Source organism: Streptomyces sp. EDA2-14 (genome assembly GCF_054963755.1).
The window spans coordinates 164,920-190,545 of sequence record NZ_JBUEGE010000017.1; the positions used below are offsets into that span (position 1 = coordinate 164,920).

At 70.7% G+C, this 25,626-nt stretch carries 23 protein-coding genes; 12 read left to right on the forward strand and 11 right to left on the reverse strand.

The annotated features are described in order from the left end of the window. Positions 1 to 60 precede the first annotated feature (60 nt). From ACY34M_RS31720 to ACY34M_RS31730, 3 genes are read right to left on the reverse strand one after another with little or no spacing between them, the layout of a single operon-like run. Positions 61 to 1,020, reverse strand: a complete 960-nt coding sequence (locus tag ACY34M_RS31720; protein WP_462721696.1) for an ABC transporter substrate-binding protein — start codon at positions 1,018 to 1,020, stop codon at positions 61 to 63. Continuing rightward, on the reverse strand, positions 1,017 to 1,694 hold the full coding sequence (locus tag ACY34M_RS31725; RefSeq protein WP_462721695.1) for an ABC transporter permease: 678 nt from the start codon (positions 1,692 to 1,694) through the stop codon (positions 1,017 to 1,019). The genes ACY34M_RS31720 and ACY34M_RS31725 overlap by 4 nt, the downstream gene beginning before the upstream one ends. Further along, complete coding sequence (locus ACY34M_RS31730; RefSeq protein ID WP_462721694.1) at positions 1,691 to 2,386, reverse strand: ABC transporter permease; 696 nt, start codon at positions 2,384 to 2,386, stop codon at positions 1,691 to 1,693. The genes ACY34M_RS31725 and ACY34M_RS31730 overlap by 4 nt, the downstream gene beginning before the upstream one ends. A 124-nt stretch (positions 2,387 to 2,510) precedes the next feature. On the opposite strand from ACY34M_RS31730, the gene ACY34M_RS31735 reads away from it, so the two are divergent. Beyond that, positions 2,511 to 3,476, forward strand: coding sequence for a pirin family protein (locus tag ACY34M_RS31735; protein ID WP_462721693.1), 966 nt, complete (start codon positions 2,511 to 2,513; stop codon positions 3,474 to 3,476). On the opposite strand, the gene ACY34M_RS31740 is transcribed toward ACY34M_RS31735, so the two are convergent. Then, positions 3,404 to 3,826, reverse strand: a complete 423-nt coding sequence (locus ACY34M_RS31740; RefSeq protein ID WP_462721692.1) for a YrdB family protein — start codon at positions 3,824 to 3,826, stop codon at positions 3,404 to 3,406. The genes ACY34M_RS31735 and ACY34M_RS31740 overlap by 73 nt on opposite strands. 133 nt (positions 3,827 to 3,959) lie before the next feature. Beyond that, complete coding sequence (locus ACY34M_RS31745) at positions 3,960 to 4,571, reverse strand: dTMP kinase (protein ID WP_462721691.1); 612 nt, start codon at positions 4,569 to 4,571, stop codon at positions 3,960 to 3,962. A gap of 398 nt (positions 4,572 to 4,969) precedes the next feature. On the opposite strand from ACY34M_RS31745, the gene ACY34M_RS31750 reads away from it, so the two are divergent. Next, positions 4,970 to 5,734, forward strand: a complete 765-nt coding sequence (locus ACY34M_RS31750) for a haloacid dehalogenase type II (RefSeq protein WP_462721690.1) — start codon at positions 4,970 to 4,972, stop codon at positions 5,732 to 5,734. A 54-nt stretch (positions 5,735 to 5,788) separates the two neighbouring features. On the opposite strand, the gene ACY34M_RS31755 is transcribed toward ACY34M_RS31750, so the two are convergent. Next, positions 5,789 to 6,838, reverse strand: coding sequence for an aldo/keto reductase (locus ACY34M_RS31755; protein WP_462721689.1), 1,050 nt, complete (start codon positions 6,836 to 6,838; stop codon positions 5,789 to 5,791). Between the two features lie 67 nt (positions 6,839 to 6,905). Here ACY34M_RS31755 and ACY34M_RS31760 point away from each other — a divergent pair, with 67 nt between their 5' ends. After that, positions 6,906 to 7,454, forward strand: a complete 549-nt coding sequence (locus tag ACY34M_RS31760; protein ID WP_462721688.1) for a TetR/AcrR family transcriptional regulator — start codon at positions 6,906 to 6,908, stop codon at positions 7,452 to 7,454. On the opposite strand, the gene ACY34M_RS31765 is transcribed toward ACY34M_RS31760, so the two are convergent. Next, on the reverse strand, positions 7,429 to 8,370 hold the full coding sequence (locus ACY34M_RS31765; RefSeq protein ID WP_462721687.1) for a DMT family transporter: 942 nt from the start codon (positions 8,368 to 8,370) through the stop codon (positions 7,429 to 7,431). The genes ACY34M_RS31760 and ACY34M_RS31765 overlap by 26 nt on opposite strands. A 115-nt stretch (positions 8,371 to 8,485) precedes the next feature. On the opposite strand from ACY34M_RS31765, the gene ACY34M_RS31770 reads away from it, so the two are divergent. Further along, complete coding sequence (locus ACY34M_RS31770) at positions 8,486 to 8,995, forward strand: MarR family winged helix-turn-helix transcriptional regulator (RefSeq protein ID WP_462721686.1); 510 nt, start codon at positions 8,486 to 8,488, stop codon at positions 8,993 to 8,995. Positions 8,996 to 9,011: 16 nt separating this feature from the next. Here the strand turns inward: ACY34M_RS31770 and ACY34M_RS31775 are convergent, their stop codons facing one another. The 4 genes from ACY34M_RS31775 to ACY34M_RS31790 all read right to left on the reverse strand — a co-directional run bounded on the left by ACY34M_RS31775 (position 9,012) and on the right by ACY34M_RS31790 (position 13,392). Continuing rightward, positions 9,012 to 10,379 carry an MFS transporter gene (locus ACY34M_RS31775; RefSeq protein ID WP_462721685.1) on the reverse strand — a complete coding sequence of 456 codons (1,368 nt, stop codon included), beginning with the start codon at positions 10,377 to 10,379 and terminating at the stop codon, positions 9,012 to 9,014. A 125-nt stretch (positions 10,380 to 10,504) separates the two neighbouring features. Next, positions 10,505 to 10,963 (reverse strand): RpiB/LacA/LacB family sugar-phosphate isomerase, encoded by a 459-nt coding sequence (locus tag ACY34M_RS31780; RefSeq protein ID WP_462721684.1) that lies wholly within the window; start codon positions 10,961 to 10,963, stop codon positions 10,505 to 10,507. Positions 10,964 to 11,013: 50 nt separating this feature from the next. Continuing rightward, entirely contained in the window at positions 11,014 to 12,009 is a 996-nt protein-coding gene (locus ACY34M_RS31785; RefSeq protein WP_462721683.1) for a LacI family DNA-binding transcriptional regulator, read from the reverse strand. A 165-nt stretch (positions 12,010 to 12,174) separates the two neighbouring features. Beyond that, positions 12,175 to 13,392 (reverse strand): ROK family transcriptional regulator, encoded by a 1,218-nt coding sequence (locus tag ACY34M_RS31790; RefSeq protein WP_462721682.1) that lies wholly within the window; start codon positions 13,390 to 13,392, stop codon positions 12,175 to 12,177. A gap of 203 nt (positions 13,393 to 13,595) precedes the next feature. On the opposite strand from ACY34M_RS31790, the gene ACY34M_RS31795 reads away from it, so the two are divergent. The 8 genes from ACY34M_RS31795 (at position 13,596) to ACY34M_RS31830 (ending at position 25,619) form a co-directional block, all read left to right on the forward strand. Next, on the forward strand, positions 13,596 to 14,942 hold the full coding sequence (locus tag ACY34M_RS31795) for an ABC transporter substrate-binding protein (RefSeq protein WP_462721681.1): 1,347 nt from the start codon (positions 13,596 to 13,598) through the stop codon (positions 14,940 to 14,942). Next, positions 14,939 to 15,886 (forward strand): carbohydrate ABC transporter permease, encoded by a 948-nt coding sequence (locus tag ACY34M_RS31800; protein ID WP_462721680.1) that lies wholly within the window; start codon positions 14,939 to 14,941, stop codon positions 15,884 to 15,886. Before ACY34M_RS31795 ends, ACY34M_RS31800 begins: the two co-directional genes overlap by 4 nt. Continuing rightward, on the forward strand, positions 15,886 to 16,788 hold the full coding sequence (locus ACY34M_RS31805; RefSeq protein ID WP_462721679.1) for a carbohydrate ABC transporter permease: 903 nt from the start codon (positions 15,886 to 15,888) through the stop codon (positions 16,786 to 16,788). Before ACY34M_RS31800 ends, ACY34M_RS31805 begins: the two co-directional genes overlap by 1 nt. Before the next feature lie 104 nt (positions 16,789 to 16,892). Further along, complete coding sequence (locus tag ACY34M_RS31810; protein ID WP_462721826.1) at positions 16,893 to 19,868, forward strand: alpha-mannosidase; 2,976 nt, start codon at positions 16,893 to 16,895, stop codon at positions 19,866 to 19,868. Between the two features lie 41 nt (positions 19,869 to 19,909). Then, the gene (locus ACY34M_RS31815) at positions 19,910 to 21,754 is read left to right on the forward strand and encodes a glycoside hydrolase family 2 protein (protein WP_462721678.1); all 1,845 of its coding nucleotides are present in this window, start codon (positions 19,910 to 19,912) and stop codon (positions 21,752 to 21,754) included. Further along, positions 21,751 to 23,562, forward strand: coding sequence for a sulfatase (locus ACY34M_RS31820; RefSeq protein WP_462721677.1), 1,812 nt, complete (start codon positions 21,751 to 21,753; stop codon positions 23,560 to 23,562). The genes ACY34M_RS31815 and ACY34M_RS31820 overlap by 4 nt, the downstream gene beginning before the upstream one ends. A 150-nt stretch (positions 23,563 to 23,712) precedes the next feature. Beyond that, entirely contained in the window at positions 23,713 to 24,468 is a 756-nt protein-coding gene (locus tag ACY34M_RS31825; RefSeq protein WP_462721676.1) for a ThuA domain-containing protein, read from the forward strand. Then, positions 24,465 to 25,619, forward strand: coding sequence for a Gfo/Idh/MocA family protein (locus ACY34M_RS31830; RefSeq protein ID WP_462721675.1), 1,155 nt, complete (start codon positions 24,465 to 24,467; stop codon positions 25,617 to 25,619). The genes ACY34M_RS31825 and ACY34M_RS31830 overlap by 4 nt, the downstream gene beginning before the upstream one ends. Positions 25,620 to 25,626 lie beyond the last annotated feature (7 nt).

Consider the following 25,626-nt stretch of genomic DNA (forward strand, 5'->3'; position numbering starts at 1 on the left):
ACGTGTCCGTGGTGCGGTGGGTCAGTCCCCGGTTGCCCACCGCATCGCGGCACACACCCCTCAGCTGCCCTTTCGCAGCAGCCCCTTGTCCTCCAGGTAGGTGCGCGCGACGTCCTCGGGCAGTCGGCGCCAGCTGTCGACCTGCTGGTTCAGCGAGGCGAGGTCGTCGGTGGTGAGCACCGAGTTGAGCGCGCCGAGCGCCTTGGCGACCTTCTCGTTGCCTGCGCGGGAGCGGTTGACGACGGGCACGAGGTAGTCGGCGTTCTGCAGTTTCTTGTCGTCGTCGAGCAGCACGAGCCCGAAGTCGCCGAGGGTCGCGTCGGTGGTCGTGGTGAGCACCATCTGGTCCTGGCCGTTCTGCACGGCGTTCTTGGCCTGCGTGGTGCCGACGCCCTTGGGATCGATCCCGGTGACGTCGATGCCGTAGACCTTCTCCAGGCCAGGCTGGCAGTACGGCCGCTGCACGCACTCGTCCCCGGCGGCGACCCGCACCTTGAGACCGGAGGCGCCGAGATCGCTGAGCGTCTTGAGGTCGTGCTTCTTCGCGTACGCCTCGGTCACCGCGAACGCGTTCTGGTCGACGGCCTTCCCTGCGTCGAGGACGTCGAGTCCGCGCGGCGCGGCGAGGGCCCGCAGGGACTTCATGGTGGCGTCGAGATCGGGCGAGCCGACGGGTTTCGCGTCGGCCCCGTTCGCCTTGGCGTTCAGCCAGTCGGCGAAGGTGGCGGCGTACTCGGGCACGACGTCGATCTGCCCGGACTCCAGGGCGGGCTCGTACAGCTCGCGGTTGCCCACGGACAGCAGCTCGGTCTCGTACCCCGCCTGTTTCAGGAGCAGCGCGTACATGTTGGCGAGCAGATCGCTCTCGGTGAATCCGGCGGAACCGATGACGAGGTGCTTGCTGTCGCCGGGCGGCGCGGTCACCTCTCCCTGGTCCTCCAGAGACGGCCCAGTGGCGCACCCGCCGGCGAGCAGTACAAGGCCCAGGATCAGGACCACCCGACGCAGGAACCCGCTCATCCGGCCCTCCTCCCCCGCAGCCACCCCGGACCGAACCGCTCGACCAGCTCGAACAGCGCCTCGACGACGAGCGCGAAGGCGGCCACGAGCACGGCGCCCGCCACGACCTGCGGCGTGCTGGCGAGATTGAACCCGGCGGTGATGATCCGTCCGAGCCCGCCGCCGCCCGCGATGGCGGCGATGGTGGCGGTGGCGACGAGCTGCACGGCGGCGATCCGCACACCGTTCAGGATCATCGGCAGTGCGAGCGGCACCTCGACCCGCAGCAGCATCTGCCGCCCCGTCATCCCCATGCCTCTCGCCGCCCGCACGACCTCCCGGTCGACGCCGCGCATCCCGACGTACGCGTTGGTGAGCAGCGGCGGCACCGCGAACAGCACGAGGGCGACGACGGTGGGGCCTTCGCTGTACTGCCCGAGCGGGGTGAGCAGCAACAGCACCAGTACGGCGAAGGTGGGCACGGCGCGCCCGACGTTGGCGATGTTGACGGCGAGCGCGCCGCCCTTGCCGAGATGCCCGAGGACCAGGGCGATCGGGAGGGCGATGAGGCAGCTGACGACGAGGCAGAGAACGGTCAGGGTGACGTGCTGGGCGAGCCGGTGCCAGACGCCGTTGTCACCGGCCCAGTGCGCGGAGTCGGCGAGCCAGCTCCAGGAGTCGGACAGCAGATTCACGCGCGACTCGCTCTCGTCCAGGGAGTGAGCACCCGCCCGATGCCCAGGAGCACCACGTCGGCGACGAGCGCGATGACGACGCACAGCACGGACGCGGTGAGCACCTGTGCCTTGAAGTACGTGTTCATGCCGCTGTAGATCAGGTTCCCGAGGCCGCCGTGGCCGACGATGGCGCCGACGGTCACGAGCGAGACGGCGGACACGGTGGCGATGCGCAGCCCGGCGAGCGCGGCGGGCAGCGCGAGCGGCAGCTCAACCGTCACCAGCAGCCGAACCGGCCCGTATCCCATGCCGCGCGCGGCCTGCCGGGTGTCCTCGGGGACGGAGCGCAGCCCGGCGAGGATGTTCCGTACGAGGAGGGTGAGCGAGTAGAGCACGAGTCCGGCGATCACCAGGGTGGCGGAGAGCCCGTACACGGGCAGCAGCAGCGAGAACATGGCGAGCGACGGGATCGTGTAGAGCACGGTCGTCAGGGCGAGCACGGGTCCGGCGGCCCACCCCCAGCGCCGCGCGAGCAGCGCCAGCGGCACGGCGATCACAACGGCGATGGCCACAGCGACGACGGTGATCTCCAGATGCTGCACGGTGGCGTCCAGCAGAATGTGCCGACGCGTGCTCAGGTACTCGCCGCAGATCCAGTCGTTGCGGGCGAGACAGTCGTCGGGCGGCGCGGTGCCGGACCCACCGTTCACGAGGCGCACCCGACCATTCCAGTGCCTGGAACCCCGCTCGGCGCGTCGGGTGACCCGTACGGGCGGTGGGCTCGCTCGCTCCGCCTACCTGACGGGAAACGGCGGCGGGGTTAGGTTGTCCGCCATGAGCAATCTCGACCGCGATGCGGTGCCCTCGGTGTGCGGCGGACGCGGCTTCGTCGTGGCGGAACCGGTACGCGAACTCCTCAGCCCGCGCCGCGTCCGGCTCGGCGAGTCGACGGAGGTGCGCCGGCTCCTGCCCAACCTGGGCCGCCGCATGGTGGGGGCGTGGGCCTTCGTCGACCACTACGGCCCGGACGACATCGCGGACGAGCCCGGCATGCAGGTGCCGCCGCACCCCCACATGGGTCTGCAGACGGTGAGCTGGCTGCACGAGGGCGAGGTGCTGCACCGCGACAGCACGGGGAGCCTGCAGACGATCCGCCCCCGCGAACTGGGCCTGATGACGTCGGGCCGGGCGATCTCCCACTCGGAGGAGAGCCCGCGGGCCCACGCCCGGTTCCTGCACGGGGCCCAGCTCTGGGTGGCGCTCCCCGACGCGCACCGCCACGTGGACCCGCACTTCGAGCATCACGGCGCGCTGCCCACGGTGACGTCCCCCGGCCTCACGGCCACCGTCATCCTCGGCTCCCTCGACGGCGCGGCGTCCCCCGGCACGACGTACACGCCCATCGTCGGCGCGGACCTCGACCTCGCCCACGGCACGGAGACCCGCCTCCCCCTCGACCCGGACTTCGAGTACGCGGTCCTGTCGATGTCCGGCGAATCCCACGTAGACGACGTCCCGCTCCTGCCCGGCTCCATGCTCTACCTGGGCTGCGGCCGCACCGAACTCCCCTTGCGCGCCGTGTCGGACGCGGGGCTGATGCTCCTCGGCGGAGAGCCGTTCGAGGAGGAGCTGGTGATGTTCTGGAACTTCATCGGCCGCAGCCAGGAGGAGATCGCGCAGGCGCGGGAGGAGTGGATGACCGGTTCGCGCTTCGGCGAGGTGAAGGGCTACGACGGGGACCGCCTGGACGCACCCGAGCTGCCGGCTGTGCCGCTGAAGCCTCGGGGACGTGTGCGGTAGTACGAAGCCAGGGCGGTGTTGAGGACGACGGCGGCGGTGAACCAGAGGGATGGCAGCCGCTGTCCGAGCGCAAGGAGCGCCAGGGCGGCGGCGCCGAACACCACCGCCTTCACGCCGAGTTGAGCGGCGTACGGAATCGCGAACCGCGCTTTCGGCGCCGCGAACATCCCCCAGAGCACGGCGGCTCCGAGCGGTGCGGCCACCGCAAGGGCGAGGGAGGCAGCCCACCCGATGTCACGGGTGAAGCCCCGCCAGGCCAACAGCCCGAGCGTCAGCACCTCCAGCAAGAAGGCAAGGCCCTCATTGACGAGGAAGAAGGCGCGGACGGCCGGTGGCAGCGGAGTAGTCATGGGGACACCCTCATGCGTCCGCGCGGAAGGGTCCACTCCGATGCCACCGCACCCGTTCAGCCCGCGACACACCCATGCCCGGCACCCGACGAGCTCCCCGACGGAGCAGTCTCGGCAGGCGACGCGACCGGGCTCATACCTGTACCGGGGCTCTCGTGCCTGCCGTGATGTCGGCTTCCACGACGATGCGGGCAGCCACCCCGTCCGGGGTCATGATCGAGGTGTCGATGACCATGACCGGGATTCCCTTGAGCCGTAGCCACTGGGCCGCGTCGTCGAAATACACGGTTTCCATGTGCGTGTGGTTGCCCAGCGCGTCCAAATACGTCTGCGTGATTCCACTCTGCCTCCGCCGCGCCGCGAGCACGGACGGATCGGCCTTCAGGATCACGCAGAGATCCGGCACGATCCAGGGCTCATGGACCCCCCAGATGTCCTCCAAGTTGGCTGCATCGATGCGCTGATAGACCAGACATGACGCGATGTGTCCGTCGCTCACCACGGTCGTGCCGCGCGCCAGGGCCGGGCGCACGACGCCTCGCTCCTGGTCGTGCCGGTCCGCCGCCAGCCTCTCCGCCATTTGCAGGCCGGAATAGCGATCCGGATTCTCACGCAGCATCCGCCCCTGGTCACTGTCCGACGGCTCGGTGACGGCCGTGAACGGTAAGGAGTAAGCGCCGAGCAGTCTGCACACCTGTCTCACAACCGTCGTGGTGCCGACGCCACGGGGGCCGTCGAGCGTCACGTGGTATCCGCGCGGACGGCGCGGTCGTCCCAGCTTGGGGATGATGATCGGTTGTGGCCTCATCGGCGGACGCATCGAGCTGCTCCTCGAAATCAGAGGGAATCTGCGGTCGATTCTGTGACAGACGAGGCAGCCCCCGAGCCGACAGAGGAAGGAATCGGCCTCGGGGGCCGGTACTTGTCCGGCGGCCGGGGAAAGCCCGTCGGACAGGGGACACGAGGTGAGTTACTGCAGCAAATCGTCGATGCTTGCAGCTGTCTGTCGCTGCGCCTCTTCGGTGTTCATGGAGCAAGACACCGACGGCGTTCGGGAATCAGAGTGGCTTCCCGTCGCGTTCGGCCAACAGCCACTCCCAACTCCCGCGCTTCCGACTCCGATTCGCCCAGGAGACTCCGCCCATGCCAGAGCTGGAGATCGACGCCGTCGTGTTCGACGTGCTCGGCACCCTCGTCGACGAACCCGCCGGGATCCGCGCCGGTATTCGTGAACTCGACCCGTCGCGCGACAAACGCGGGGTCGAGGAGCTGTTGGCGCTGTGGCAGCAGCACATCGACCACCAGCAACGTGCCGTACTCGACGGCGTGCGCCCTTTCCTCACGAGCGACGCCCTCGACCTGGAAGCCGCCCGGCTCGTCGCCGATGCCGCCGGAGTCGAGGACCCGTCCGCCGTGGCGGCGCTGGCTCGTGCGGGTCACAGACCGCCGCCGTGGCCCGACACCGTGGCGGGGCTCGCCCAACTCGCCGAACGGTTCCCTCTGATCGGTCTCAGCAATGCGAGCCGCACGGCGCTGTTGGCGCTCAACGCCCACGCGGGGCTGCGCTGGCACCAGGCGCTGTCCGCCGAAGAAGCCCGTACCTACAAGCCCGACCCGGCGGTCTACCAGCTGGCCGTCGATGTTTCCGGACGGCCCCCGGAGCGGCTCCTGATGGTCGCCGCCCACGCCTGGGATCTGCGCGGCGCACAGAACCTCGGCCTGCGCACCGCGTACGTCGCCCGTCCCGTCGGCGACCCGCCAGTCCCCTCGGACACGTTCAACCTGTACGCAGATGGTCTTGCAGATCTTCTCGGTCAACTCGCCCATGTCTGCGGGAGTGTGTCCGGCGGATCAGGGGTGGCGTCGGACTCGGTATCGGTATCGGAGTCGGAGTCGGAGTCGGGCTGAGGCAACGCGGCCGGGACGGGCTGACGGGACCGCGCTTCAGAACGGGGCCGCGCCTCAGGCCACCGGGAGGAGCGGCTCTTCCAGGAGGCTTCGGTCCCCGTCCACTCCGTGGGCCAACGCGCCGGCCACGTCCTCGTGCGGGGCGCCGAGCCGGATCGCGCCGGCTTGGTCGAGCTTCTCGTAGTGGTGCGGGGCGAGTTCGACGTTCAGGGCGTCGAGGTAGCCCTCCAGGTGGGCCGGGGTGCGGGGACCCACGATCGGGATCAGCGATGTCCGGGCTCGCGCCGCGCGGTGACGCAGCCAGGCCAGTGCGACCTGGACCGGGCCGGTGCCCAGTTCTTCGGCCACGGCGAGGACGGCGTCGAGCACGGCGGCATGCTGCTCGCCGCCCGCACCGTCGGTCGCGAACCGGGCGCTGAGCCGCCCCTGCTCGCCACGGCGGTACTTCCCGGTCAACAGGCCGCCGCCCAGCGGGGAGTAGAGCACGACCCCAAGACCGTGTGCCTCGGCCATCGGAAGGAGCTCGCGTTCCGCGGAGCGTTCGGCCAGGCTGTACTCGGTCTGGATGCCGGCCAACGGCATGCGTCCGCCCAGCTCCGACCTGACGGCGGCGCCCGCCACCCGCCAGGCCGGGAAGTTGGACAGTCCGCCGTAGCGGATCTTGCCTGCCCGGATCAGGTCCTCGAAGGCGGCCAGGATCTCCGGCAGCGGGGTGACGCCGTCGGGAAAGTGCGGCATGAAGACGTCGACGTAGTCGGTCCCCAGCCGCCGCAGGCTCTCCTCCAGGGACCGGATCATGGTCTTGCGGCTGTTGCCCGTGGTGCCTGGGCGGACCTGCGCACCCCTGGACCCGCTGTACTTGGTGATCACCACGTAGTCGTCGCGCTCGCGGCCCAGCAGTTCGCCGAGGACGGTCTCGGCCTCGCCGTTCTGGTAGATGTTCGAGACGTCGAAGGTGGTCCCGCCGGCCGCCACGAACGACTCGAAGATCGCCCTCGCGCCCTCCAGGCCCGCCGCGGTCGGGGCCGAGCCGAAATTGGCCGTACCCAGCACATACTCCGAAACCCGTAGGCCGCTGTGTCGTCCGAAGGTCTGGTAGCGCATGGAAGCCTCCTCGGGTTCTGCGGTACGGTCGACGACGTTAACACGTAAAACGAATGGTCGTTCTCTTATGCCGAAGGTCAGCCAGGACCATCTCGATGCCCGCCGTCAGCAGATCGTCGACGCCGCTCGTGCCCGCTTCGCCGAGGTCGGCTTCGCACGGACGTCCATGCCCGACATCGTCCGGGCCTCCGGGCTGTCCACCGGGGCGATCTACCGGTACTTCAAGGGCAAGGACGAGATCGTCGCCGCCATCTGCGAACAGTCGAGCCAGGCACTGCCCGCGGAGCTGACCGCCGAGGCCCTTCACGACTTCCTCGAGCACATCCGCACCTTGGCGCGCGAGGAGGGCCACGCCCGGCTGGTCGCACAGATCTACGCCGAGGCCGCCGTGTCACCGAGTCTTGCCGCCCTCGTCGACCACCAGCTCGGGGAACTGCGCACGGCGGTGGCCGCGCTGCTGCCCGACCGCGAGCCCGCCCGGGCGAACCGGATCGCCGAGGCCTTCGTGGCCGTCTGCCAGGGCTACAGCCAGCAGCTCGCCGTGCGGGGCGACCTCGACCCGGCCCCCTTCACGGCGGCGCTCGTCGCGATCACCGAGTCGTCGTCGAGGAGTTGACCCGTCCGGGGTCCGGTCGCCCCGTCGACCCGACTCCCGCCGCGGCGTCCGCGCCGCGCCGCTCCCGCGCAGACGTGGCCGGCCGGCCCAGGGCGATGCCGGCCAGGACCAGCACCATGCCCGCCGCCTGGCGCACGGTGAGGCCCTCTCCCCCGAGCGTGACGCCGAGGGCCACGCCGGTGAGCGGGTTGAGCAGGCCGATGAGGCCGACCGTGGCGGCGGGCAGGTGACGCAGGCCGGTGAACCATGCGACGAATGCGAGCGCCGTGGCGATCACCGCCGTATAGGCGAGGGCCGCCACGCCGGGGGCACCGAACGGCGGGGGTCCGCCCTCGAAGACGATGGCCGCGACGACCAACAGCACCCCTCCGAAGGTGAGTTGCCAGGCCGTGGTGGGCAGGACCCCGGCCCCGCCGCCCCAGCGCTTGGACAGGGCGTAGCCGATCGAGGACGAAGCGAGGGCCCCCGCCGAAGCGAGCAGGCCGGAGACGCTGGGCGCGCCGGCCTGACCGGCCAGCATCAGCACCACACCGCCCAAGCCGATGAGGGCTCCGGCCAGCGGGGCCGCCCGCGGCCGTTCGGACAGCAGGGCCCATGCGCTGAGCATCAGGGCGGCCGGTGACAGCGCCATCAGCATCGAGGCAGTCGCCGTGGTCAGCGACTGGGCGGCGACGTAGACGAGCAGGAAGAACGCACTGGTGTTGAGCAGCCCGAGCACGGCGGACTTCCACCACCAGGCACCCCGCGGAAGCCTGCGGCACAGGGCCAGCAGCAGGCATCCGGCGGGCAGGGCCCGCAGCGCGGCGCCCCACCAGGGGCTGTCGGCCGGGAGGTATTGGTGGGTGACGAAGTAGTTGGCGCCCCAGGCCACCGGGGCGAGCGCCGCGACGGCGCCCCACCGGTAAGTAGTTTCCATGGAAGGTAATATAGCTTCCATGGAAGATAAATCGTCCAGTGCGGACAAGGCCCACGGGGACACGACGCACGCGGGCGCGACTCACGCGGACACAGCTCACGCGGACACGGCTCACATGGATCACGTCGCCCGTATCCAGGCCGCCTGGCGACAGGAGCGGCCCGACCTCGATGTGGCACCGCAGGGCGTCATCGGCCGACTGCACCGGATCGCGACGCTGCTCACGCAGGAGCTGTGCACGGTCTACGGCAGATACGACCTCAGCGAGGGCGAGTTCGACGTACTGGCCGCCCTGCGCCGGGCGGGCACCCCGTTCGAGCGCGCCCCCGGCGAGCTGGCCGCGCACACCATGGTCACCACCGGCGCCATCTCCAAGCGCATCGACCGTCTGGAACGCGCGGGCCTGGTCGCCCGGCGCCGCGCCACGGGTGACGGACGCGGCCGGGTCGTCGCCCTCACCGACGCGGGCCGCGCCCTCTTCGACCGGGCGTTCACCGACCACATCCGCAACGAACACCGGCTCCTCGCCGCGCTGCCCCCGTCCGAGGCCGCGGCCCTGGAACACCTCCTGACCTCGTGGCTCGCACAACTGGAGTCACCCGCGCCGGGGCCGGGTCCGGGATGATCCGGCGTACGTGGCCTCAGGTCTTCGCGCCGCTCGGCGCGACCCCGGCGGCCGGCGCCGTGCGGAGCTCCTCGGCGACGAGAGCGCGGACGCGCTCGCGCTCGGCACGCCCCCAGGTCTCCTTCGTGACCAGGATGCCGACGAGACCGATCACGGCCGCGCCCAGATAGAGCAGCGCGGCGCCCGGCCAGTCGAAGGCGCCCACCAGGGCGGCGGCGAGCAGGGGCGCGAAGCCCCCGACGGCCGCCGCGACCTGGTAGCCGAGCGAGGCGCCCGACGTCCGGGTCGCGGTGCGGAACTGCTCGGTGAGCAGGGAGCCCTGGGTGCCGGTGAGCGCGGCGTGGATGAGTCCGATGCCGATGATGAACACGGCGACGACCAGGGCGGGTTGGGCGGAGTTGGTGAGCAGGTACATGGGGAACGCGAAGAGAATGGCCGCCACGCACGCGCCGATGTAGAGGGGCCTGCGTCCGATGCGGTCCGTGAGCGCCCCGGCCAGGAAAGTGACGCCGATGGCCAGGACACTGGCCACGGTGATCGCCCCCAGGGCGATGGGCCGCAGGTCGGGGCGGTGGTCGGTGATGTAGCTGAGCAGATAGGTCGCGGTGGAGTAGTACGCGAACGACTCGACGACCCGCAGCGCGATGACGCGCAGGATCCCGCGCCAGTCCCCCGCCAGCGTCGCCAGGAAGGGGTTCTTCTCCGTTCTCCCGTCGGCCCGCGCCTCCTGGAACTCGGGTGATTCGGAGAGCCGCGAGCGCACGATCAGGGCGGCGACCACGAGGACCGCGCTCACCAGGAACGGGGTACGCCACTGCCAACTGCCCTGGAGCGTGGCGCTCCAGGCGAACACTCCGCTGGCCAGGGCGATGCCCAGCGGGTTGCCCGACTGGGGTATCGCCGCGAACATGCCGCGCCGGTGCCAGGGCGCGTGCTCGTACGCCATGGTGATCGCCCCGCCCCATTCGGCGCCGAAGGCGAGGCCCTGGACCATGCGGATCACGGTGAGCAGGATCGGGGCGAGCACGCCCACCTGTCCGTACGTGGGGAGCACGCCGATGAGGAAGGTGGCCGCGCCCATGACGGTCATCGCGGCCACGAGCACGGGCTTGCGGCCGAACCTGTCGGCGAAGTAGCCGCCGACGGCGCCGCCGAGCGGGCGCATGACGAAGCCGACCGCGAGGGTGGCGAAGGAGAGCAGCGTGCCGACGAAGCGGTCGCTGTCGGGGAAGAAGACGGCGCCGAAGTAGAGGGCGGACGCGGTGCCGTAGGCGATGAAGTCGTAGTTCTCGACGCTGGTGCCGAAGGCGGCGGCGATCGCGGTTTTGACGCGGTCCTTGGAGCCGAGCACGCTCGGCTGTCCTGCGGGGGTGCGGGTGGACATGAGGATCTCCTGCGGGTTCGGGGCACGTGCGGGTACGCCGAGGGGACGCCCGGCGTGGTGCGTGCCTGGGCGCGGAGCGTCGTGCGGGAGGAGCAGGGGGGCGCCGCTGCGGCGCGCGGGACGGGTCAGGCGGTCGTGGGCGTCAGGGTGTCGAGGGCGTTGAGCTTCGCGACGCGGCGGCGGGTGTCCGCGTCGTCGTCGAAGGTGGCGCCGAGGAACTCGCGGACGATGTCGGGCACGAGCGCGTGCGGGACGAGCCAGGCCCCCATGGCGATGGCGTTGGCGTCGTCGTGCTCGACGGACTGGTGGGCGGAGTACGGCTCGTGGGCCAGGCCGCAGCGGATGCCGGGCAGCTTGTTCGCGGCCATCACGGCGCCCTGCCCGGTGCCGCACACGAGCACGGCGCGGTCGGCGTCGCCACCGAGCACCGGCTCGCAGGTGGCGCGGGTGATGTCGGGGAAGTCGACGGGTTCGCTGCCGTGCGTGCCGCAGTCCACCACCTCGTGCCCGAGCCCCTCGATGGCCTGTCGAACGGTGTCCTTGAGTGCGAAACCGGCGTGGTCCGCGCCGAGGGCGACCCTCATCTGCTGTCCTGCCTTTCGGATCTCCGCGCACACACCTGCCGTGCGGGCGCTCACTGTCGGTGCCCGGGTGCCCGGTCGACGAAGGTCGTGGGGATGCGCAGGCCGGTGGCCGCGCATCCGGCGACGAGGTCCACGACCCCTCGTACGCCGAGCCGTCCGATCTCTGCGGCGTCCTGGCGGACGGCGCTGATGGGCGGCGAGGCGAACTCGAACCAGTCGAGGTCGTCGAAGGACACGAACTCGATCCGGGCCGCCCGTTCGGTGCCGAGCCGCTCGCGCAGTGCGCGCACCGCGCCGAGCGTGGTCAGTCCGTTCGCGCCGACCACGGCGGTGAACGGGGCGCCGCGGTCGAGGATGCGGTTCATGGCCTTGGCGGCACCCTCGGCGAGGAAGTCGCCGGTGTCCATGAGCCCTTCGTCGGTGCTGATGCCGTGGCGCTCGCGCCCGGCGAGGTAGGCGGCGCGGCGCTCGGCCCCGGTGGAGATGGTCTCCGGCCCCCCGACGAAGGCGACGTCGCGATGCCCGCGCCGCTGCAGCCAGTCGAGCACCTGCCCGACCGCCCCGGCGTTGTCCGTCCCGTACATCGGCGCGTCGACGCCCTCGATCGTGCGGTTGAGGAAGACGAGCGGCAGGCCGGAGCCGACGGTGGCGGCGAGTTGCGGCGAGACGGTGCCCTGCGGCGCGAACAGCAGTCCGTCGATGCGCTGGGAGGCGAAGGTCCTCAGGTAGGCGTCGGCCTGACCGGCGTCCTCGTTCGCATTGGCGAGCAGGACGGTGTAGCCGTGCCGGCGCGCCTCCTGCTCGGCGGCGTGCGCCAGTTCGGAGAAGAACGGGTTGCGGATGTCCGAGACCAGGAGTCCCAGTACGTCGGTCCGTGCCCGGCGCAGCGCGCGGGCGGGTCCGTTGGCGACGTAGCCCAGTTCGGCGGCGGCCGCGAGCACGCGTCGACGGGAGTCGGCCGAGGTCTGGCTGCTCCCGCTGAGCACCCGCGACGCGGTCCCGAGTGCGACGCCGGCGCGCGCCGCGACATCCTTGATCGTGGCCATCCGCTGCCCCACCTCCTCGTGGAAGTCCTGGTAGTCCTGGTAGTCGTGGAAGCCACGGAACTCGTGGAAACGTTTCCACAGTATGGATGACTTTAAGATCGCACACGGGGCCGACCGCGGGCAAGGGTTTGGTGCGGGCGGGCAGTTCGGCTTCAGCCCACCTTTTCAGCCCACCATCAACGCCGAGGCCCGCGGCGCCAGGAAGTGGTCCATCACCAGCTCCGCGGCCCCCTGGGCGGCCACTTGGTCCCCCACCGCGGAACCCTCGACGCGGACCTCCGCGCGCGCCGCGACGAGTTCGCGTTCCACGAGCTGCGGGAGAACGGGGAGGAACGCCGGGCTGAGGCGGTCCCACAGGGGGCCGCCGAGCACCACCCTGGGCACGTCGAGCAGGTTGACCAGTACGCCGAGTCCCACGGCCACTCCGCTCGCCGCCCGGTGCAGGATGCGGGCGGCGACGGCGTTCCCCGAGGAGGCCAGGTCGCAGAGCGCGGAGCAGGCGTCGTCGACGGCAACGTAGTCGTTCAGGTTCGGCAGCGGCATCAGACCGACGCGGGCGGCCTGCAGGACCAGGGCCTCCGGGACGCAGGCCGCGGCAAGACCGCCACGCCGACCGCTCCACTCCAACTGCTCCGCGTCGGGGTCGACGAGCAGGTCGCCGACCTCGCCCATGTTGTTCGTGACGCCTCTGACCACCTGGTTGTCGAGCACGACCGACGCCCCCACGCCCGAGCCCAGGTAGAGGAAGACGAACGAGTTCGACGCCTCCCGGGAGCACCGCAGTTCGGCCGTGGCCGCGGCGGTGACGTCCTTGTCGAGGAGGACGGGCAGACCGGTCGCCCCGTGCAGGTCCGCGCGCAGTTGGACGCCTCGCCAGTTGGGCAGTTGGGGCGGGTCGAGCAGCAGCCCGGCCCCGACGTCGAGCGGTCCGGGCGCCGCGATTCCGAGGCCGAGCACCCTGGACCGGTCGGGGGCGGCCTCGGCGACGAGCCCGTCGACCACCTCGGCGATGAACGCGGTCACCTCGGACGGGTTCGTGGCCTGCGGCGTGCGCTCCTGCCGGGCGAGCCGGACCTCCCCCGCGAGGTCGAGGAGTACGACGGTCAGCCGGGCGGGGTCGATGTGCACGCCGACCGAGTAGGCGCCGTCCGGCTCCGGGATGAGCGGGATGCTGGGGCGGCCGCGGGCGCTGCCGCCCGGGGTCCGTTCGCGTATCAGGCCGTCGTCGACCAGGCGACGAGTGATGTTGGAGATGGTCTGCGAGCTCAGTCCGGACTCGCGCTGCAGGTCGGCCCGGCTGGTCCCCGGCGACCTGCGGACCAGTTCGAGGACCACCGCCTGGTTGTAGTCCGCCAGCCGGAGCTGGTTGCTCCCTCGCCGCATGCAGGCCTCCTCTTTTGTCAAAGGGTTCGATGAACGAAACCCCGAAGGGACCCAACTAAGCACACCCGCCGAGCCGTTGCCTCACGGGCCCGAGCTGTGCGTGAACCCTTGACGGTGCGCGAAGCCCCTCCTTACGATCGCCGAACTTTATCCGATCCACTTGATAAAAGAACCGGACGAACAGAGTCAGGAGAGGTGACGCGATGAGGCGCACCCGTGTCCTTGCAGCCGCCGCGGCCGGAACGCTCCTCACAGCGGGACTCACGGCCTGCTCGTCGGGGTCCGGCTCCGGCGAGGACGGGCCGGTGACCATCAAGCTGCTGGAGTACCAGGAGGCCAGGGCCAACGTTGTCAAAGGTCTGATACCGCAGTTCGAGAAGGAGATGGCCAAGCAGGGCCGCGAGGTCAAGGTCGAACTGGTCGCCGACACGCTCACCGACGACCAGTTCCACACCAAGATCACGCAACAGCTGCACTCGGGCACCGCGCCCGACGTCCTCGACATGGGCGGCAGCAACGTGACCGGCATGGCGGGCGCCGGCTATCTGCTCAACCTCGACGAGTACCTCGACAAGTGGGACGGCTGGGGCCAGTACTACCCGTCGGTGAAGGAGGGCGCGCGCCAGCCGGACGGCAGCTACTACTCGCTCCCCCACGAGGCGAGTGTGCAGAGCCTCTTCTACCGCAAGGACATCCTGGAGAAGCTGGGTGTCGACACCTCGCAGCCGCGCACCTGGGACGAGTTGATCGGCAGGCTCAAGAAGGTGAAGGCGAAGACCGGAGAGGCCCCGATCGTGCTGCCCGCGGGCACCGCCTGGGGCGCCGGCACCTGGACGGAGGGCCTGCTGCCCCTCATGGCCGGCACCGGCAGCACCTTCTTCGACGCCAAGTCCGGCAAGTGGAAGCTCAGGAGCAAGGGCCTGAACGCCACCTTCGACCTGTACGACCGGCTCGTCGCGGACGGCCTGCTCCCGGTCCGCGACCTGCAGAACCCGAACCCGTGGGAGCCGACGAAGTACAAGAAGTTCCCCAAGGGCACGCTCCCCGTGTCGGCACAGGGCAGTTGGGGCTGGAAGTACGACTGGGGCCCCGACGGCGCGGCGCCCATCAAGGACGTGCGGGAGAAGGTCGGCACCTGGGACTACCCGGCGCTGGTGCCCGGCACGAAGCCGTACTCGGTCAGCGGCGGCGGCTACGTCTACAGCGTCAGCGCCAAGTCCAAGGCCCCCGACGCCGCCGTCGAGCTGGCGAAGTGGCTGAGCTCCGGAAAGGCCCTGGCCAAGCAGCTGTCCACGGTGGGAGCGGTCTCCCCGCGCAAGGGGCTCACCGGCACCGCGCCGTACAAGGACGAGCCCTCGCTCCTGGAGGCCGAGCGCAAGCTGAAGACCAGCGTCCAGCCGCCCCTCGGCGACGGCGAGGACCAGGTCTCGCAGGCCGTCCAGGAAGCCACCGCGAAGCTGCTGTCCGGCGACGCCGACGGCAGCAGGGCCGCCGCCGACTTCGCCGCGCAGGCCAAGGAACTCCTCGGCGAGCGCCGGGTGGCGAAGTGAGCAGCACCCAAGCCCTGCCCGCCCGGTCGGCGCCACCGGGCCGGCCGGGTCGGCCGCATCGGCCCAGCAGGCGCTGGCGGGAGCGCGGCGCGCTGTCGCTGCTGCTCGGCCCCTCGGTCGTGCTCATCGCCGTCTTCGTGATCGCCCCGGCCGGCTACGGCATCTACCTCGGTCTCACCGACACGCAGTTGACCGGCTGGGGAGCCCGCGACCCGCAATTCGTCGGCCTGGACAACTTCAAGAACCTGCTCGGCTCCAAGGACTTCCTCTCCTCCCTCGGCCGCACGGGCGAGTTCGTGTTCTGGTCGGCGATCGTCGGGCAGACGCTGCTCGGGATGCTCGCCGCGCTGCTGCTGCGCGCCAAGTGGCTGCGCGGCAAGGGCGTGTTCGGCGCCCTGGTGCTGCTGCCGATGGTGGTGCCCGAGGTGGTCGCCTCGCTGACCTGGGCGAGTGTGCTCTCCTCCAACGGGGACGGCACCTTCAACCGGCTGCTGGGACTGTTCGGCTCCGGGGCGGCCGCGCCGCTGCAGGACCACCCGATGCTCTCGGTGATCATCATCAATGTGTGGCGGGGCATCGCCTTCGCCATGATCATGTTCCAGGCCGCCCTTGAGGACGTGCCCGACGAACTCGTCGAGGCATCACGCGTGGACGGCGCGGGGGCGCTCCAGATCTTCCGGTACGTCACCCTGCCGCTGATCCGCGGCCCGGTCTTCCTCTACCTGCTGCTGACCACCATCACCACGGTCGGCGTCTTCGGACTCGTCTACTTCCTGACCCAGGGCGGGCCGGGCCAGGGAACGCAGCTCGCGTCCATCTACATCTTCCAGCGCGCCTTCAAGTACTCCCAGATCGGACTCGGCAGCGCCGCCTCGGTCATCCTGCTCGTCCTGCTGATGATCCTCGGCCTGACGTACGCCCGCCTCGCGAAGGTGAAGGTCTGATGGCGACCACAACCCCACCCACCAAGGCGGCGCCGGCCGAACCCCGCCCGCCCGCCGCGCCCCTCGGACCACCGCGCCGCGCACCGCGGTGGAAGCTCGTCCAACGGACGCTCCAGTACGCCCTGATGGTGCTGCTCGCCCTGTTCTGCGTCGTGCCGTTCGCATGGGTCGCGCTCACCGCGCTGGACGCGGACGGCGGGCCCACGGTGAGCCTTCCGTCGTTCACCCTGGACAACTTCGTCCGGTTCTTCACCGACGGCGGCACCCCGCGGCTGCTCCTCAACAGCGTCCTCGTGTCGTTCTCCGCGACCGCCCTGAACCTCGCCTGCGGCGTCTTCGGCGCCTACGGCCTGTCGCGCTACCGCTTCCGCGGGCGCACGACGTTCATGTTCGCGATCCTGCTGATCCGGGTGATCCCGCCGCCCGCCACGATCGTGGCCCTGTACCTGCTCATGGTGAAGATGCATCTCGACGACGGCTACCTCGGCCTGATCCTCGTCGAGGCCGCCGCGGCGCTGCCGATCACCCTGTGGCTGCTGAAGGGCACCATCGACGCCGTCCCGTACGAGCTGGAGGAGGCCGCCTGGCTCGACGGGAGCACCCGGTTCGGGGCGATCCGTCGCGTCGTCCTGCCCCTGGTCGGTCCCGGTCTCGGGGCAGCGGCGATGCTGACGTTCATGGCCGTGTGGGGCGATTTCCTCACCCCGCTGGTGCTGTTGCAGACCCCGGACCTCTATCCGCTCTCGATCGGCCTGTTCCGCTCGTTCACCGCGTTCAACCAGGTCGACTGGGGCGTGCTCGCCGCGAGCGCCCTCGTCTACATGGCACCGCCCGCCGTGCTCTACATCCTTCTGCGCCGCAACCTCATGCGATCCAGCCTCGGCGGCGCGCTCAAGGGCTGACAGCAGCCCTGCCGTACCGATTTCCAGCACCAACGCAAGGAGAAGCTCTCTTGGTTGACGACAATCCGAACGGCCGGGTGCAGCTCGACGCCACCGCGCTGGCGATGCTCCGGGTTCGGCGGTTCGCCACGTTCCGGATCCGGCCCGCCGTCTACCGCGAAAGCCGTCCGACGCGGATCTCCGCGTGGACGGTGGGCGGCGAGCCGGTGCCGTTCGCCCACGCCGTCACGCAGCCCTACGAGCCGTTCGCGCTCGGCGGCCGGTGGGGGCGGCCGTGGGACACGACCTGGTTCGAGGTCGTGGGCGAGGTGCCCGCCGACTGGGCCGCCGCCGGGAACGCCGAGCTCGTCGTCGATCTGGGTTTCACCGGCGACCAGCCGGGCTTCCAGGCCGAAGCGATGGTGTACCGGCCGGACGGAGAGATCGTCAAGGCGATCGAGCCGTACAACTCCTGGGTGCCGCTGCCCGAACCCGGCCCGTTCCGGCTGCTGATCGAGGCGGCCGCGAACCCGATCGTCCAGGTGCCCTACGAGTACGAGCCCACGGTGATGGGCGACAAGGCGACCGCCGGGGACGAGCCGCTGTACCGGCTCACCGACCTGTCGGTCGCCCTGCGCGACCGGGAGGTGTGGGAGCTGCTCCAGGACGTGACCACCCTCGACGGCCTGGTCGACGTACTCCCGGCGCAGGGCTCGCGACGCGCCGAGATCGTGCACGCCCTGGAGCGGATGGTCGACGTCATGGACCCCGACGACGTGGCGGGCACCGCCGCGCGGGGACGGGAGGTCCTCGCCCCGGTGCTCGCGGGCCGCGCCCCGGACAGCTCATTGATCGTCTCGGCGGTCGGGCACGCACACATCGACTGCGCCTGGCTGTGGCCGACCAGAGAGACCGTGCGGAAGGTGGCACGGACGTTCGCCAACGTGCTGGATCTCAGCGAGCGTCACCCGGAGTTCGTGTTCGCCGCCTCGTCGGCGCAGCAGTACGCGTGGCTCAAGGAGACCCAGCCGCGCCTGTTCGAGCGGGTCCGCAAGGCGGTGGGCGACGGCGTCGTCCGGCCGGTCGGCGGCATGTGGGTGGAGTCGGACACGAACATGCCGGGCGGCGAGGCGCTCGCCCGTCAGTTCGTGCTCGGCAAGCGCTTCTTCCTGGAGGAGTTCGGGGTGGAGAGCGAGGAGGTGTGGCTGCCCGACTCGTTCGGCTACACGGCGGCTATGCCGCAGATCGCCCGGGCCGCGGGGGCCCGCTACTTCCTCACGCAGAAGCCGTCGTGGAACGAGATCAACCCCATGCCGCACTCCAGCTTCCACTGGGAGGGCATCGACGGCTCACGGGTGTTCACCCACTTCCCGCCCGCGGAGACGTACAACTCCGACCTCGGCGCCCAGGACCTGGCGCGCACCGAGCGGACGTTCCGGCAGAAGGGCGCGGCCAGGCACGTGCTCGGCCTGTACGGCTGGGGCGACGGCGGCGGCGGTCCCACGCGGGAGATGCTGGCGGCGGCGGAGCGCAAGCACGACCTGGACGGGTCGCCACGGGTGCGGATGGCCGACCCGGACAGCTTCTTCCGCGCGGCCGAGGCCGAGTTGGAGGCGCCGCCGGTGTGGGTCGGCGAGATGTACCTGGAGCTGCACCGCGGCACCCTGATCTCGCAGCAGCAGGGCAAGCGCGGCAACCGGCACAGCGAGGCCCTGCTCCGGGAGGCCGAGCTGTGGGCGGCGACGGCGGCCGTGCGGCACGGGACCCCGTACCCGTACGACGAGTTGCGGCGCATCTGGGAGACGGTGCTGCTGCTGCAGTTCCACGACATCCTGCCGGGCACGTCGATCTCCTGGGTCCACCAGGACGCCGAGCGGGACTACGGGCGCGTGGCGGACGAGCTGTCGGCCCTGATCGCCAGCTCCCTGGACGCGCTCGGGGGCGCGGGGGACAGCACGGCGGTCGCCGCCAACGCGGGCCCCTACCCGCGCCATGGGGTGCCCGCGATGGGCTTCGGTCCGGTGACCGCGCCCGCGCCGGCCGCTCCGCGGTGGGCCGGTGACCGGGCCGTGCTCGACGACGGGAAGCTGCACGTGGAGATCGACCGGCGCGGCACGCTCGTCTCCGTCGTCGACCTGGCCACCGACCGGGAGCTGCTGCCGAAGGGCGTCGCGGGCGGTGTGCTGCAGCTCTTCCGCGACACCCCGCGCGAGTGGGACGCGTGGGACATCAACGACGAGGACAAGCGCAGCGGCCGTGACCTCGTCGCACCGGTGTCGATCGACCTCGCCGACGACGCGGTGGTGGTGCGGCACGAGGTCGGCGACACCGTCATCACGGTGTCCGTCCGGCTGGCCGACGGCCGGCTCGACTACGGCTTCGACATCGACTGGCACGCGTCGCAGAAGCTCCTCAAGCTCGCGTTCCCGCTCGACGTCCGGGCCGACCGTTCCACGTCGGAGATCCAGTTCGGTCATCTGCACCGGCCGATCCACCAGAACACCTCCTGGGACGCGGCCCGCTTCGAGACCGTCGCGCACCGCTGGATCCACGTCGGCGAGCCCGGGTTCGGCGTCGCCATCGCCAACGACGTGGTCTACGGCCACGACATCCGGAACGGGCAGGCCCCCGACGGCCGCCCCATGACGACAGCGCGCCTGTCACTGCTGCGCGCGCCGCGCTACCCGGACCCGCACGCGGACCAGGGCCGGCACACCTTCTCCGTCAGCCTGCGCCCCGGCGGCATCCCCGACGCCGTGGCGGACGGGTACGCCCTGCATCTGCCGTTGCGCACGGTGCCCGGTGGCGCCGCCGCCGAGCCGCTGATCGAGGTCGATGACCCCGCCGTGGTCGTGGAGAGCGTCAAGCTCGCCGAGGACCGTTCCGGGGATCTCGTCGTACGCCTTTACGAGGCCCATGGCAACCGCTCCCGCGCGGCCGTGCGGACGCGGTTCTCCTGGGCCGGGGCCGTCGCCACCGATCTTCTGGAGCGGCCCGTGGACAGCAAGGCCGTGCGCGGGACGACTCCGGACACCGAGGTCGCGCTGGAACTGCGCCCGTTCGAGCTCCTGACCCTGCGCTTCCGCGACCCGGTGACCTGACGTAAGCCCCCTCGCTCACTTCTTTCGGAAAGGTGGTCCCCATGTCGCTCGACCGGTCGGACCTGCCCCGGCCCGAGTATCCGCGGCCGCAGTTCCGGCGCGACCGCTGGCTGAATCTCAACGGGAGATGGGAGTTCGAGATCGACCGGTCCGACACGGGCAGGGAGCGCGGCCTGCTCCAACCGGGGCGGAGTCTGACCGGCGAGATCGTCGTGCCGTTCGCCCCCGAGGCCGAGCTGTCCGGAGTCGGGGAACAGGACTTCCTGCGGGCGGTCTGGTACCGCCGCACGGTCACCGTCCCCCGCGACTGGGCCGGCGACCGGGTGCTGCTGCACTTCGGCGCGGTCGACCACGACGCGACGGTGTGGGTGAACGGCACGGAGGTGGGCCGCCACCGGGGCGGCTTCACCGGCTTCACCTTCGACATCACCGAGGCCGCGCCCGCCGGGGTCCCGGTCGAGGTGGTGGTGCGCGCCCGTGACGAACCGGAGGCGCCACAGGCCAGGGGCAAGCAGTCGGTGGCCTTCACGCCGATCACCGCCAAGTATCCGCGTACAACGGGCATTTGGCAGACCGTGTGGATGGAGCCGGTGCCGCACACGGCCGTCCGCCGGCCGCGCATCACACCCAACGCCGCCGCCGGGCAGCTCGACGTGGAGGTCCCGCTCTCCGCGAACCTGCCCGGCGGGACGGTGCACATCAGTGTCGGCGACGCGGCCGGTGAGGTGGTCGCCGCCTCCGTGCGCGCCGACCTGGATCTCGCGCCGCGGCTGAGTCTCGTACTGCCACCGGACCGGATCCGGCTGTGGTCACCGCAGGACCCGCACCTCTACGACCTGCACATCGAACTGCGGGACATAGACGGCCGGTTGGTCGATCAGGTGGAGTCGTACGCCGGTCTGCGCGGTGTCGCCGTCACCGGCAAGCAGGTCCGGATCAACGGTGAGGTCGTCTTCCAGCGCCTCGTCCTCGACCAGGGCTGGTACCCCGACGGTCTGATGACCGCGCCCGACGATGCCGCCCTGGTCCGTGACATCGAAATCGGCCTGGCCGCGGGCTTCAACGGAGCGCGCCTGCACCAGAAGGTCTTCGAGGAACGCTACCTGTACCACGCCGACCGCCTCGGCTACCTGGTGTGGGGCGAGTTCGGCGACTGGGGCTGCAACACCGAACAGGGCCAGTCCACCAACCAGCGGCCCGACGCCTCCTACGTGCAGGAGTGGCTGGAGGTGCTGGAAAGGGACCACTCCCACCCGTCGATCGTCGGCTGGTGCCCGATGAACGAGACCTGGCAGGACTACGGCGACCGGATCACTGCCCTGGACGACGTGATGCGCGCGATGTTCCTGGCCACCAAGGCACACGACACCTCTCGCCCGGTGCTCGACACCTCCGGCTACGCGCACCGGATCGCCGAGTCCGACGTGTTCGACAGCCACGACTACGAACAGGAACCGAGGCTCTTCGCCGCCAACCACAAGGGGCTGGCCGACGGCGATCCCTACGTCAACCGCTCCGACACCACCGGCGCGTCCTGGTCCATCGGCTACCGCGGGCAGCCCTTCTTCGTCAGCGAGTTCGGCGGCATCTGGTGGAACCCGGCCGAGGCGGCCCGACCGCAGTCGGACACCCGGTCGGGGTCGTGGGGGTACGGCGACCGGGTGCGCACCCTGGAGGAGTTCCACGCCCGGTTCGAGGGGCTCGTCGGCGTTCTCCTCGACCATCCGGACATGTTCGGCTACTGCTACACCCAGCTGACCGACGTCTTCCAGGAACAGAACGGGATCTTCGGCTTCGACCGCTCGGAGAAGTTCGACATCGACCGGATCCGCACCGCGCAATTACGGCTCGCGGCCATCGAGTCCAAGGAGGAACCCCGCCCGTGAAGGCCGTCATGGTCATGTTCGACAGTCTCAACCGGCGGATGCTGCCGCCGTACGGCGCCGACCGGATCCACGCCCCCAACTTCACCCGCCTCGCGGCCCGGACCACCACGTACGACAACTGCTACGTGGGGTCCATGCCCTGCATGCCCGCCCGCCGGGAACTGCACACGGGCCGCTACAACTTCCTGCACCGCAGCTGGGGCCCGCTGGAACCGTTCGACGACTCCATGCCCGAACTCCTCAAGCAGCAGGGCGTGTACACCCACCTCACCAGCGACCACCAGCACTACTGGGAGGACGGCGGCGCCACCTACCACGGCCGCTACAACACCTGGGAGTTCTTCCGCGGGCAGGAGGGTGACGCCTGGAAGGGGCAGGTCGCCGACCCGGTGATCCCGGAGAACCTGCGCGGCAAGCGCCACGACCTGTGGCGCCAGGACTGGGTGAACCGGGCGCACATGGACACCGAAGCGAAGCACCCGCAGACGCTGACCTTCGACGCCGGTCTCGAATTCCTCCGTGTCAACCGGGCCGAGGACAACTGGTTCGTGCAGATCGAGACGTTCGACCCGCACGAACCGTTCTTCTCGCACGAGCACTACAAGGATCTCTACCGGCACGGGTACGAGGGGCCGCACTTCGACTGGCCGGACTACGGCAAGGTCACCGAGACCGACGAGCAGACGGGCCACGCCCGCATGGAGTACGCCGCGCTGCTGTCCATGTGCGACCACTCGCTGGGCCGGGTCCTGGACGCCATGGACACGTACGGCATGTGGGACGACACCCTGCTGATCGTCTGCACCGACCACGGGCTGCTGCTCGGCGAGAAGGGCTGGTGGGGCAAGCTCCTCCAGCCCTGGTTCAACGAACTGGCGCACACCCCGCTGTTCGTGCACGACCCGCGCCGGCCGGAGCGCGCGGGCAGCCGTCACTCCGGGCTCGTCCAGACCGTCGACCTGGCCCCCACCCTCCTGGAGTTCTTCGGCGTCGACCGCACCCCCGACATGCAGGGCCGCCCCCTGTGCGAGGCCACGGACGAGTCGGGCACGGAGGTGCCGCTGCGCGAGTCCGCGCTCTTCGGCATGTTCGGCGGCCACGTGAACATCACCGACGGCCGCCACGTCTACATGCGCGCCAGCCACGACGCGACGAACACACCGCTGTACGAACACACCCTGATGCCCACCCACGGGCGGGGCCGCTTCGCTCCGCACGAGCTCGTCGACGCCGAACTCGCGGGCCCCTTCTCCTTCACCAAGGGTGTACGCACGCTGCGGACCCCCGGCCGGACCCAGCCGGGCTTCGACCCCCATCGCTTCGGCGCCCTGCTGTACGACCTGGCCGACGACCCCGGTCAGGAACGCCCGGTCCGGGACGACGCGGTGGAACTGCGCATGATCCGCCTGCTGGTGGAGCAATTGCGGGACACCGACGCTCCGGCGGACCAGTACGAGCGCCTGGGCCTGCCGCGCACGCCGGAGGAGGTCACCGAGGCCCACCTCCAGGTCGCCGCCCACCGCGAGCGCCCGGACCAAGAGGCGGCCCTCGGCCCCGCGCCACGTGCCGACGAGTTCCCGGCGGCACGGCTCGGCCTGCACACACCGCTGGCCGTGCTGCTGTCCGACCCGGTGGGGGTGGAGGCGGTGCGCCGCTTCGTGCCCGGCCTCACCGACGCCGAACTCCTCACCGTGCGGGACTCGGTGTCGTTGCTCCAGCTGTCCGCCGCCACGGGGCGTCCCGGACGGGAACAACTCGACCAGCTCGCGACCGAGTTGGCCCGGCTATTTCCCCAGCCGGACAACTGATCCGCCCCTCCGCGCGACGGCAAGACAGCGCTGCCACTCGGACAACTGCCCCCTCTCCCCCGCCTTTTCGCCATCCCGGGCATTGACTTCGTCCGAAGATCGCTTTTAGCGTGAAAGCGCTTTCTCAGCCCGTGGGATGAGAGGAACGCCGTGAACCAGCAGACCGCCAGAACCGGCTTGCGCGTGACCGTGTGGAACGAGAACGTGCACGAAACCACCCAGCAGGACGTGGCCGAGCGCTACCCCAAGGGGATCCACGGTGCGATCGCCGAGGGCCTCGCCGACCGGCTGGGGGCCGGCACCCGCATCCGCACCGCGACGCTCCAGGAGGACGAGCACGGGCTCACCGAAGAGGTCCTCGCCGACACCGACGTCCTCACCTGGTGGGGACACATCGCACACGACAAGGTGAGCGACGAGGTCGTCGAGCGGGTCCACCGCCACGTGCTCGCCGGCATGGGACTCCTCGTCCTGCACTCCGCCCACTTCTCGAAGATCTTCACCAAGCTGATGGGCACCACCTGCTCGCTGCGCTGGCGCTCGGCCGACGACCGCGAACTGGTCTGGACGGTCAACCCCACGCACCCCATCGCGCAGGGCGTGCCAAGCCCGCTGGTCATCCCCCAGCAGGAGATGTACGGGGAGTACTTCGACATCCCCACCCCCGACGAACTGATCTTCCTGTCCTCCTTCACCGGCGGCGAGGTCTTCCGCTCCGGCTGCACCTTCCGCCGGGGCCACGGAAAAATCTTCTACTTCAGCCCCGGGGACCAGGACTTCCCCGTCTACCACCGCGAGGACATCCGCTGCGTCCTCGCGAACGGGGTGCGCTGGGCCGCTCCCGAGCGCGAGCGCGCCCTCCCCGAAGTGCACCGCTCGCCCAGCGGTTGGTGGGAGCGCCCATGACCACGCCCGTAAGGGGAGCCACCCCTCACCCCTCGTCCCCCGCTCCCAAGCCGCTGCGTGCCGGTGTGGTGGGCCTCGGTTTCACCGGCCGTCAGCACTTGCTGGGGCACTCCGCCGCCCCCGGTGTGGAGATCGTGGCGCTCGCCGGGCAGGAGCCCGCCGCGCTCGCCGAACTCGCCACCCGCCACGACATCCCGCACACCTACGACCGGTGGGAAGACCTCGTCGCCCGCGACGACCTCGACCTCGTCAGCGTCTGCACCCCCAACCACCTGCACGCCCCGATCTCCATCGCCGCACTGCGGGGCGGCAAGCACGTCCTGTGCGAGAAGCCCCTGGCCCGCAACGCCAAGGAGGCCGCCGAAATGGTGCGTGCGGCGCGCGCGGCCGAACGCGTCCTGGAGGTGTGCTTCAACCACCGACGGCGCGCCGACGTCGCCGCGCTCAAGCACCACGTCGACGCGGGCACGCTCGGCACGGTCTACCTGGCGAAGGCCGCGTGGACCCGGCGCAACGGCATTCCCGGCGGCCGAGGCTGGTTCAGCAACCGCGAGCTGTCCGGCGGCGGACCGCTCATCGACCTCGGCGTCCACGTCCTCGACCTGGCCCTGCACCTGCTCGGCGAACCCACGGTCCACAGCGTCACGGCATCGACGTACGACCACCTCGGACGCAATGGCAAGGGCTACCCCACAGGGGCCCAACCGGCCTCCAAGGGAGCCGAGTTCGACGTCGAGGACATCGCCACCGCGTTCCTGCGCCTCGAAGGCGGTGCGACGCTGCTCCTCGAGGCCAGTTGGGCCGGACACGCCGCACCGGCCGGCGACGTGTACGGCGTGACGCTCTTCGGCGCGGACGGCGGCGCGCGCCTGGAGTCGCGTGACTACGCGGTGGACGACACGCTGGAGATCTTCGCCGAGGTCGCCGGGGCCCCCGCGGAGATCAAACCGGTCTACGGGCTGCCGCCGGAACAGACCCAACACCTGGGTACGGTCGCCGAGTTCGTCCGGACGGTCCGCGCCGGCGACACGGCAGCCCACTGCGGCGAACAGGGACTGGAACGCTCCCTGGTCGTGGAGGCCTGCTACCGCTCCGCCCTTGAGGGGCGGGAGGTGCGCATGGAGGAGGTCCGCGACGCGGTGCGGGGGTGACGGCCCC

What these genes read in the sequence shown, in the direction of transcription:
- ACY34M_RS31740 (WP_462721692.1), bottom strand. Translation starts at nt 3,826, where the DNA reads ATGACTACTCCGCTGCCACCGGCCGTCCGCGCCTTCTTCCTCGTCAAT.
- ACY34M_RS31735 (WP_462721693.1), top strand. Translation starts at nt 2,511, where the DNA reads ATGAGCAATCTCGACCGCGATGCGGTGCCCTCGGTGTGCGGCGGACGC.
- ACY34M_RS31810 (WP_462721826.1), top strand. Translation starts at nt 16,893, where the DNA reads ATGCTCCGGGTTCGGCGGTTCGCCACGTTCCGGATCCGGCCCGCCGTC.
- ACY34M_RS31785 (WP_462721683.1), bottom strand. Translation starts at nt 12,009, where the DNA reads ATGGCCACGATCAAGGATGTCGCGGCGCGCGCCGGCGTCGCACTCGGG.
- ACY34M_RS31770 (WP_462721686.1), top strand. Translation starts at nt 8,486, where the DNA reads ATGGATCACGTCGCCCGTATCCAGGCCGCCTGGCGACAGGAGCGGCCC.
- ACY34M_RS31775 (WP_462721685.1), bottom strand. Translation starts at nt 10,379, where the DNA reads ATGTCCACCCGCACCCCCGCAGGACAGCCGAGCGTGCTCGGCTCCAAG.
- ACY34M_RS31780 (WP_462721684.1), bottom strand. Translation starts at nt 10,963, where the DNA reads ATGAGGGTCGCCCTCGGCGCGGACCACGCCGGTTTCGCACTCAAGGAC.
- ACY34M_RS31795 (WP_462721681.1), top strand. Translation starts at nt 13,596, where the DNA reads ATGAGGCGCACCCGTGTCCTTGCAGCCGCCGCGGCCGGAACGCTCCTC.
- ACY34M_RS31805 (WP_462721679.1), top strand. Translation starts at nt 15,886, where the DNA reads ATGGCGACCACAACCCCACCCACCAAGGCGGCGCCGGCCGAACCCCGC.
- ACY34M_RS31755 (WP_462721689.1), bottom strand. Translation starts at nt 6,838, where the DNA reads ATGCGCTACCAGACCTTCGGACGACACAGCGGCCTACGGGTTTCGGAG.
- ACY34M_RS31815 (WP_462721678.1), top strand. Translation starts at nt 19,910, where the DNA reads ATGTCGCTCGACCGGTCGGACCTGCCCCGGCCCGAGTATCCGCGGCCG.
- ACY34M_RS31760 (WP_462721688.1), top strand. Translation starts at nt 6,906, where the DNA reads ATGCCGAAGGTCAGCCAGGACCATCTCGATGCCCGCCGTCAGCAGATC.
- ACY34M_RS31830 (WP_462721675.1), top strand. Translation starts at nt 24,465, where the DNA reads ATGACCACGCCCGTAAGGGGAGCCACCCCTCACCCCTCGTCCCCCGCT.
- ACY34M_RS31720 (WP_462721696.1), bottom strand. Translation starts at nt 1,020, where the DNA reads ATGAGCGGGTTCCTGCGTCGGGTGGTCCTGATCCTGGGCCTTGTACTG.
- ACY34M_RS31750 (WP_462721690.1), top strand. Translation starts at nt 4,970, where the DNA reads ATGCCAGAGCTGGAGATCGACGCCGTCGTGTTCGACGTGCTCGGCACC.
- ACY34M_RS31765 (WP_462721687.1), bottom strand. Translation starts at nt 8,370, where the DNA reads ATGGAAACTACTTACCGGTGGGGCGCCGTCGCGGCGCTCGCCCCGGTG.
- ACY34M_RS31790 (WP_462721682.1), bottom strand. Translation starts at nt 13,392, where the DNA reads ATGCGGCGAGGGAGCAACCAGCTCCGGCTGGCGGACTACAACCAGGCG.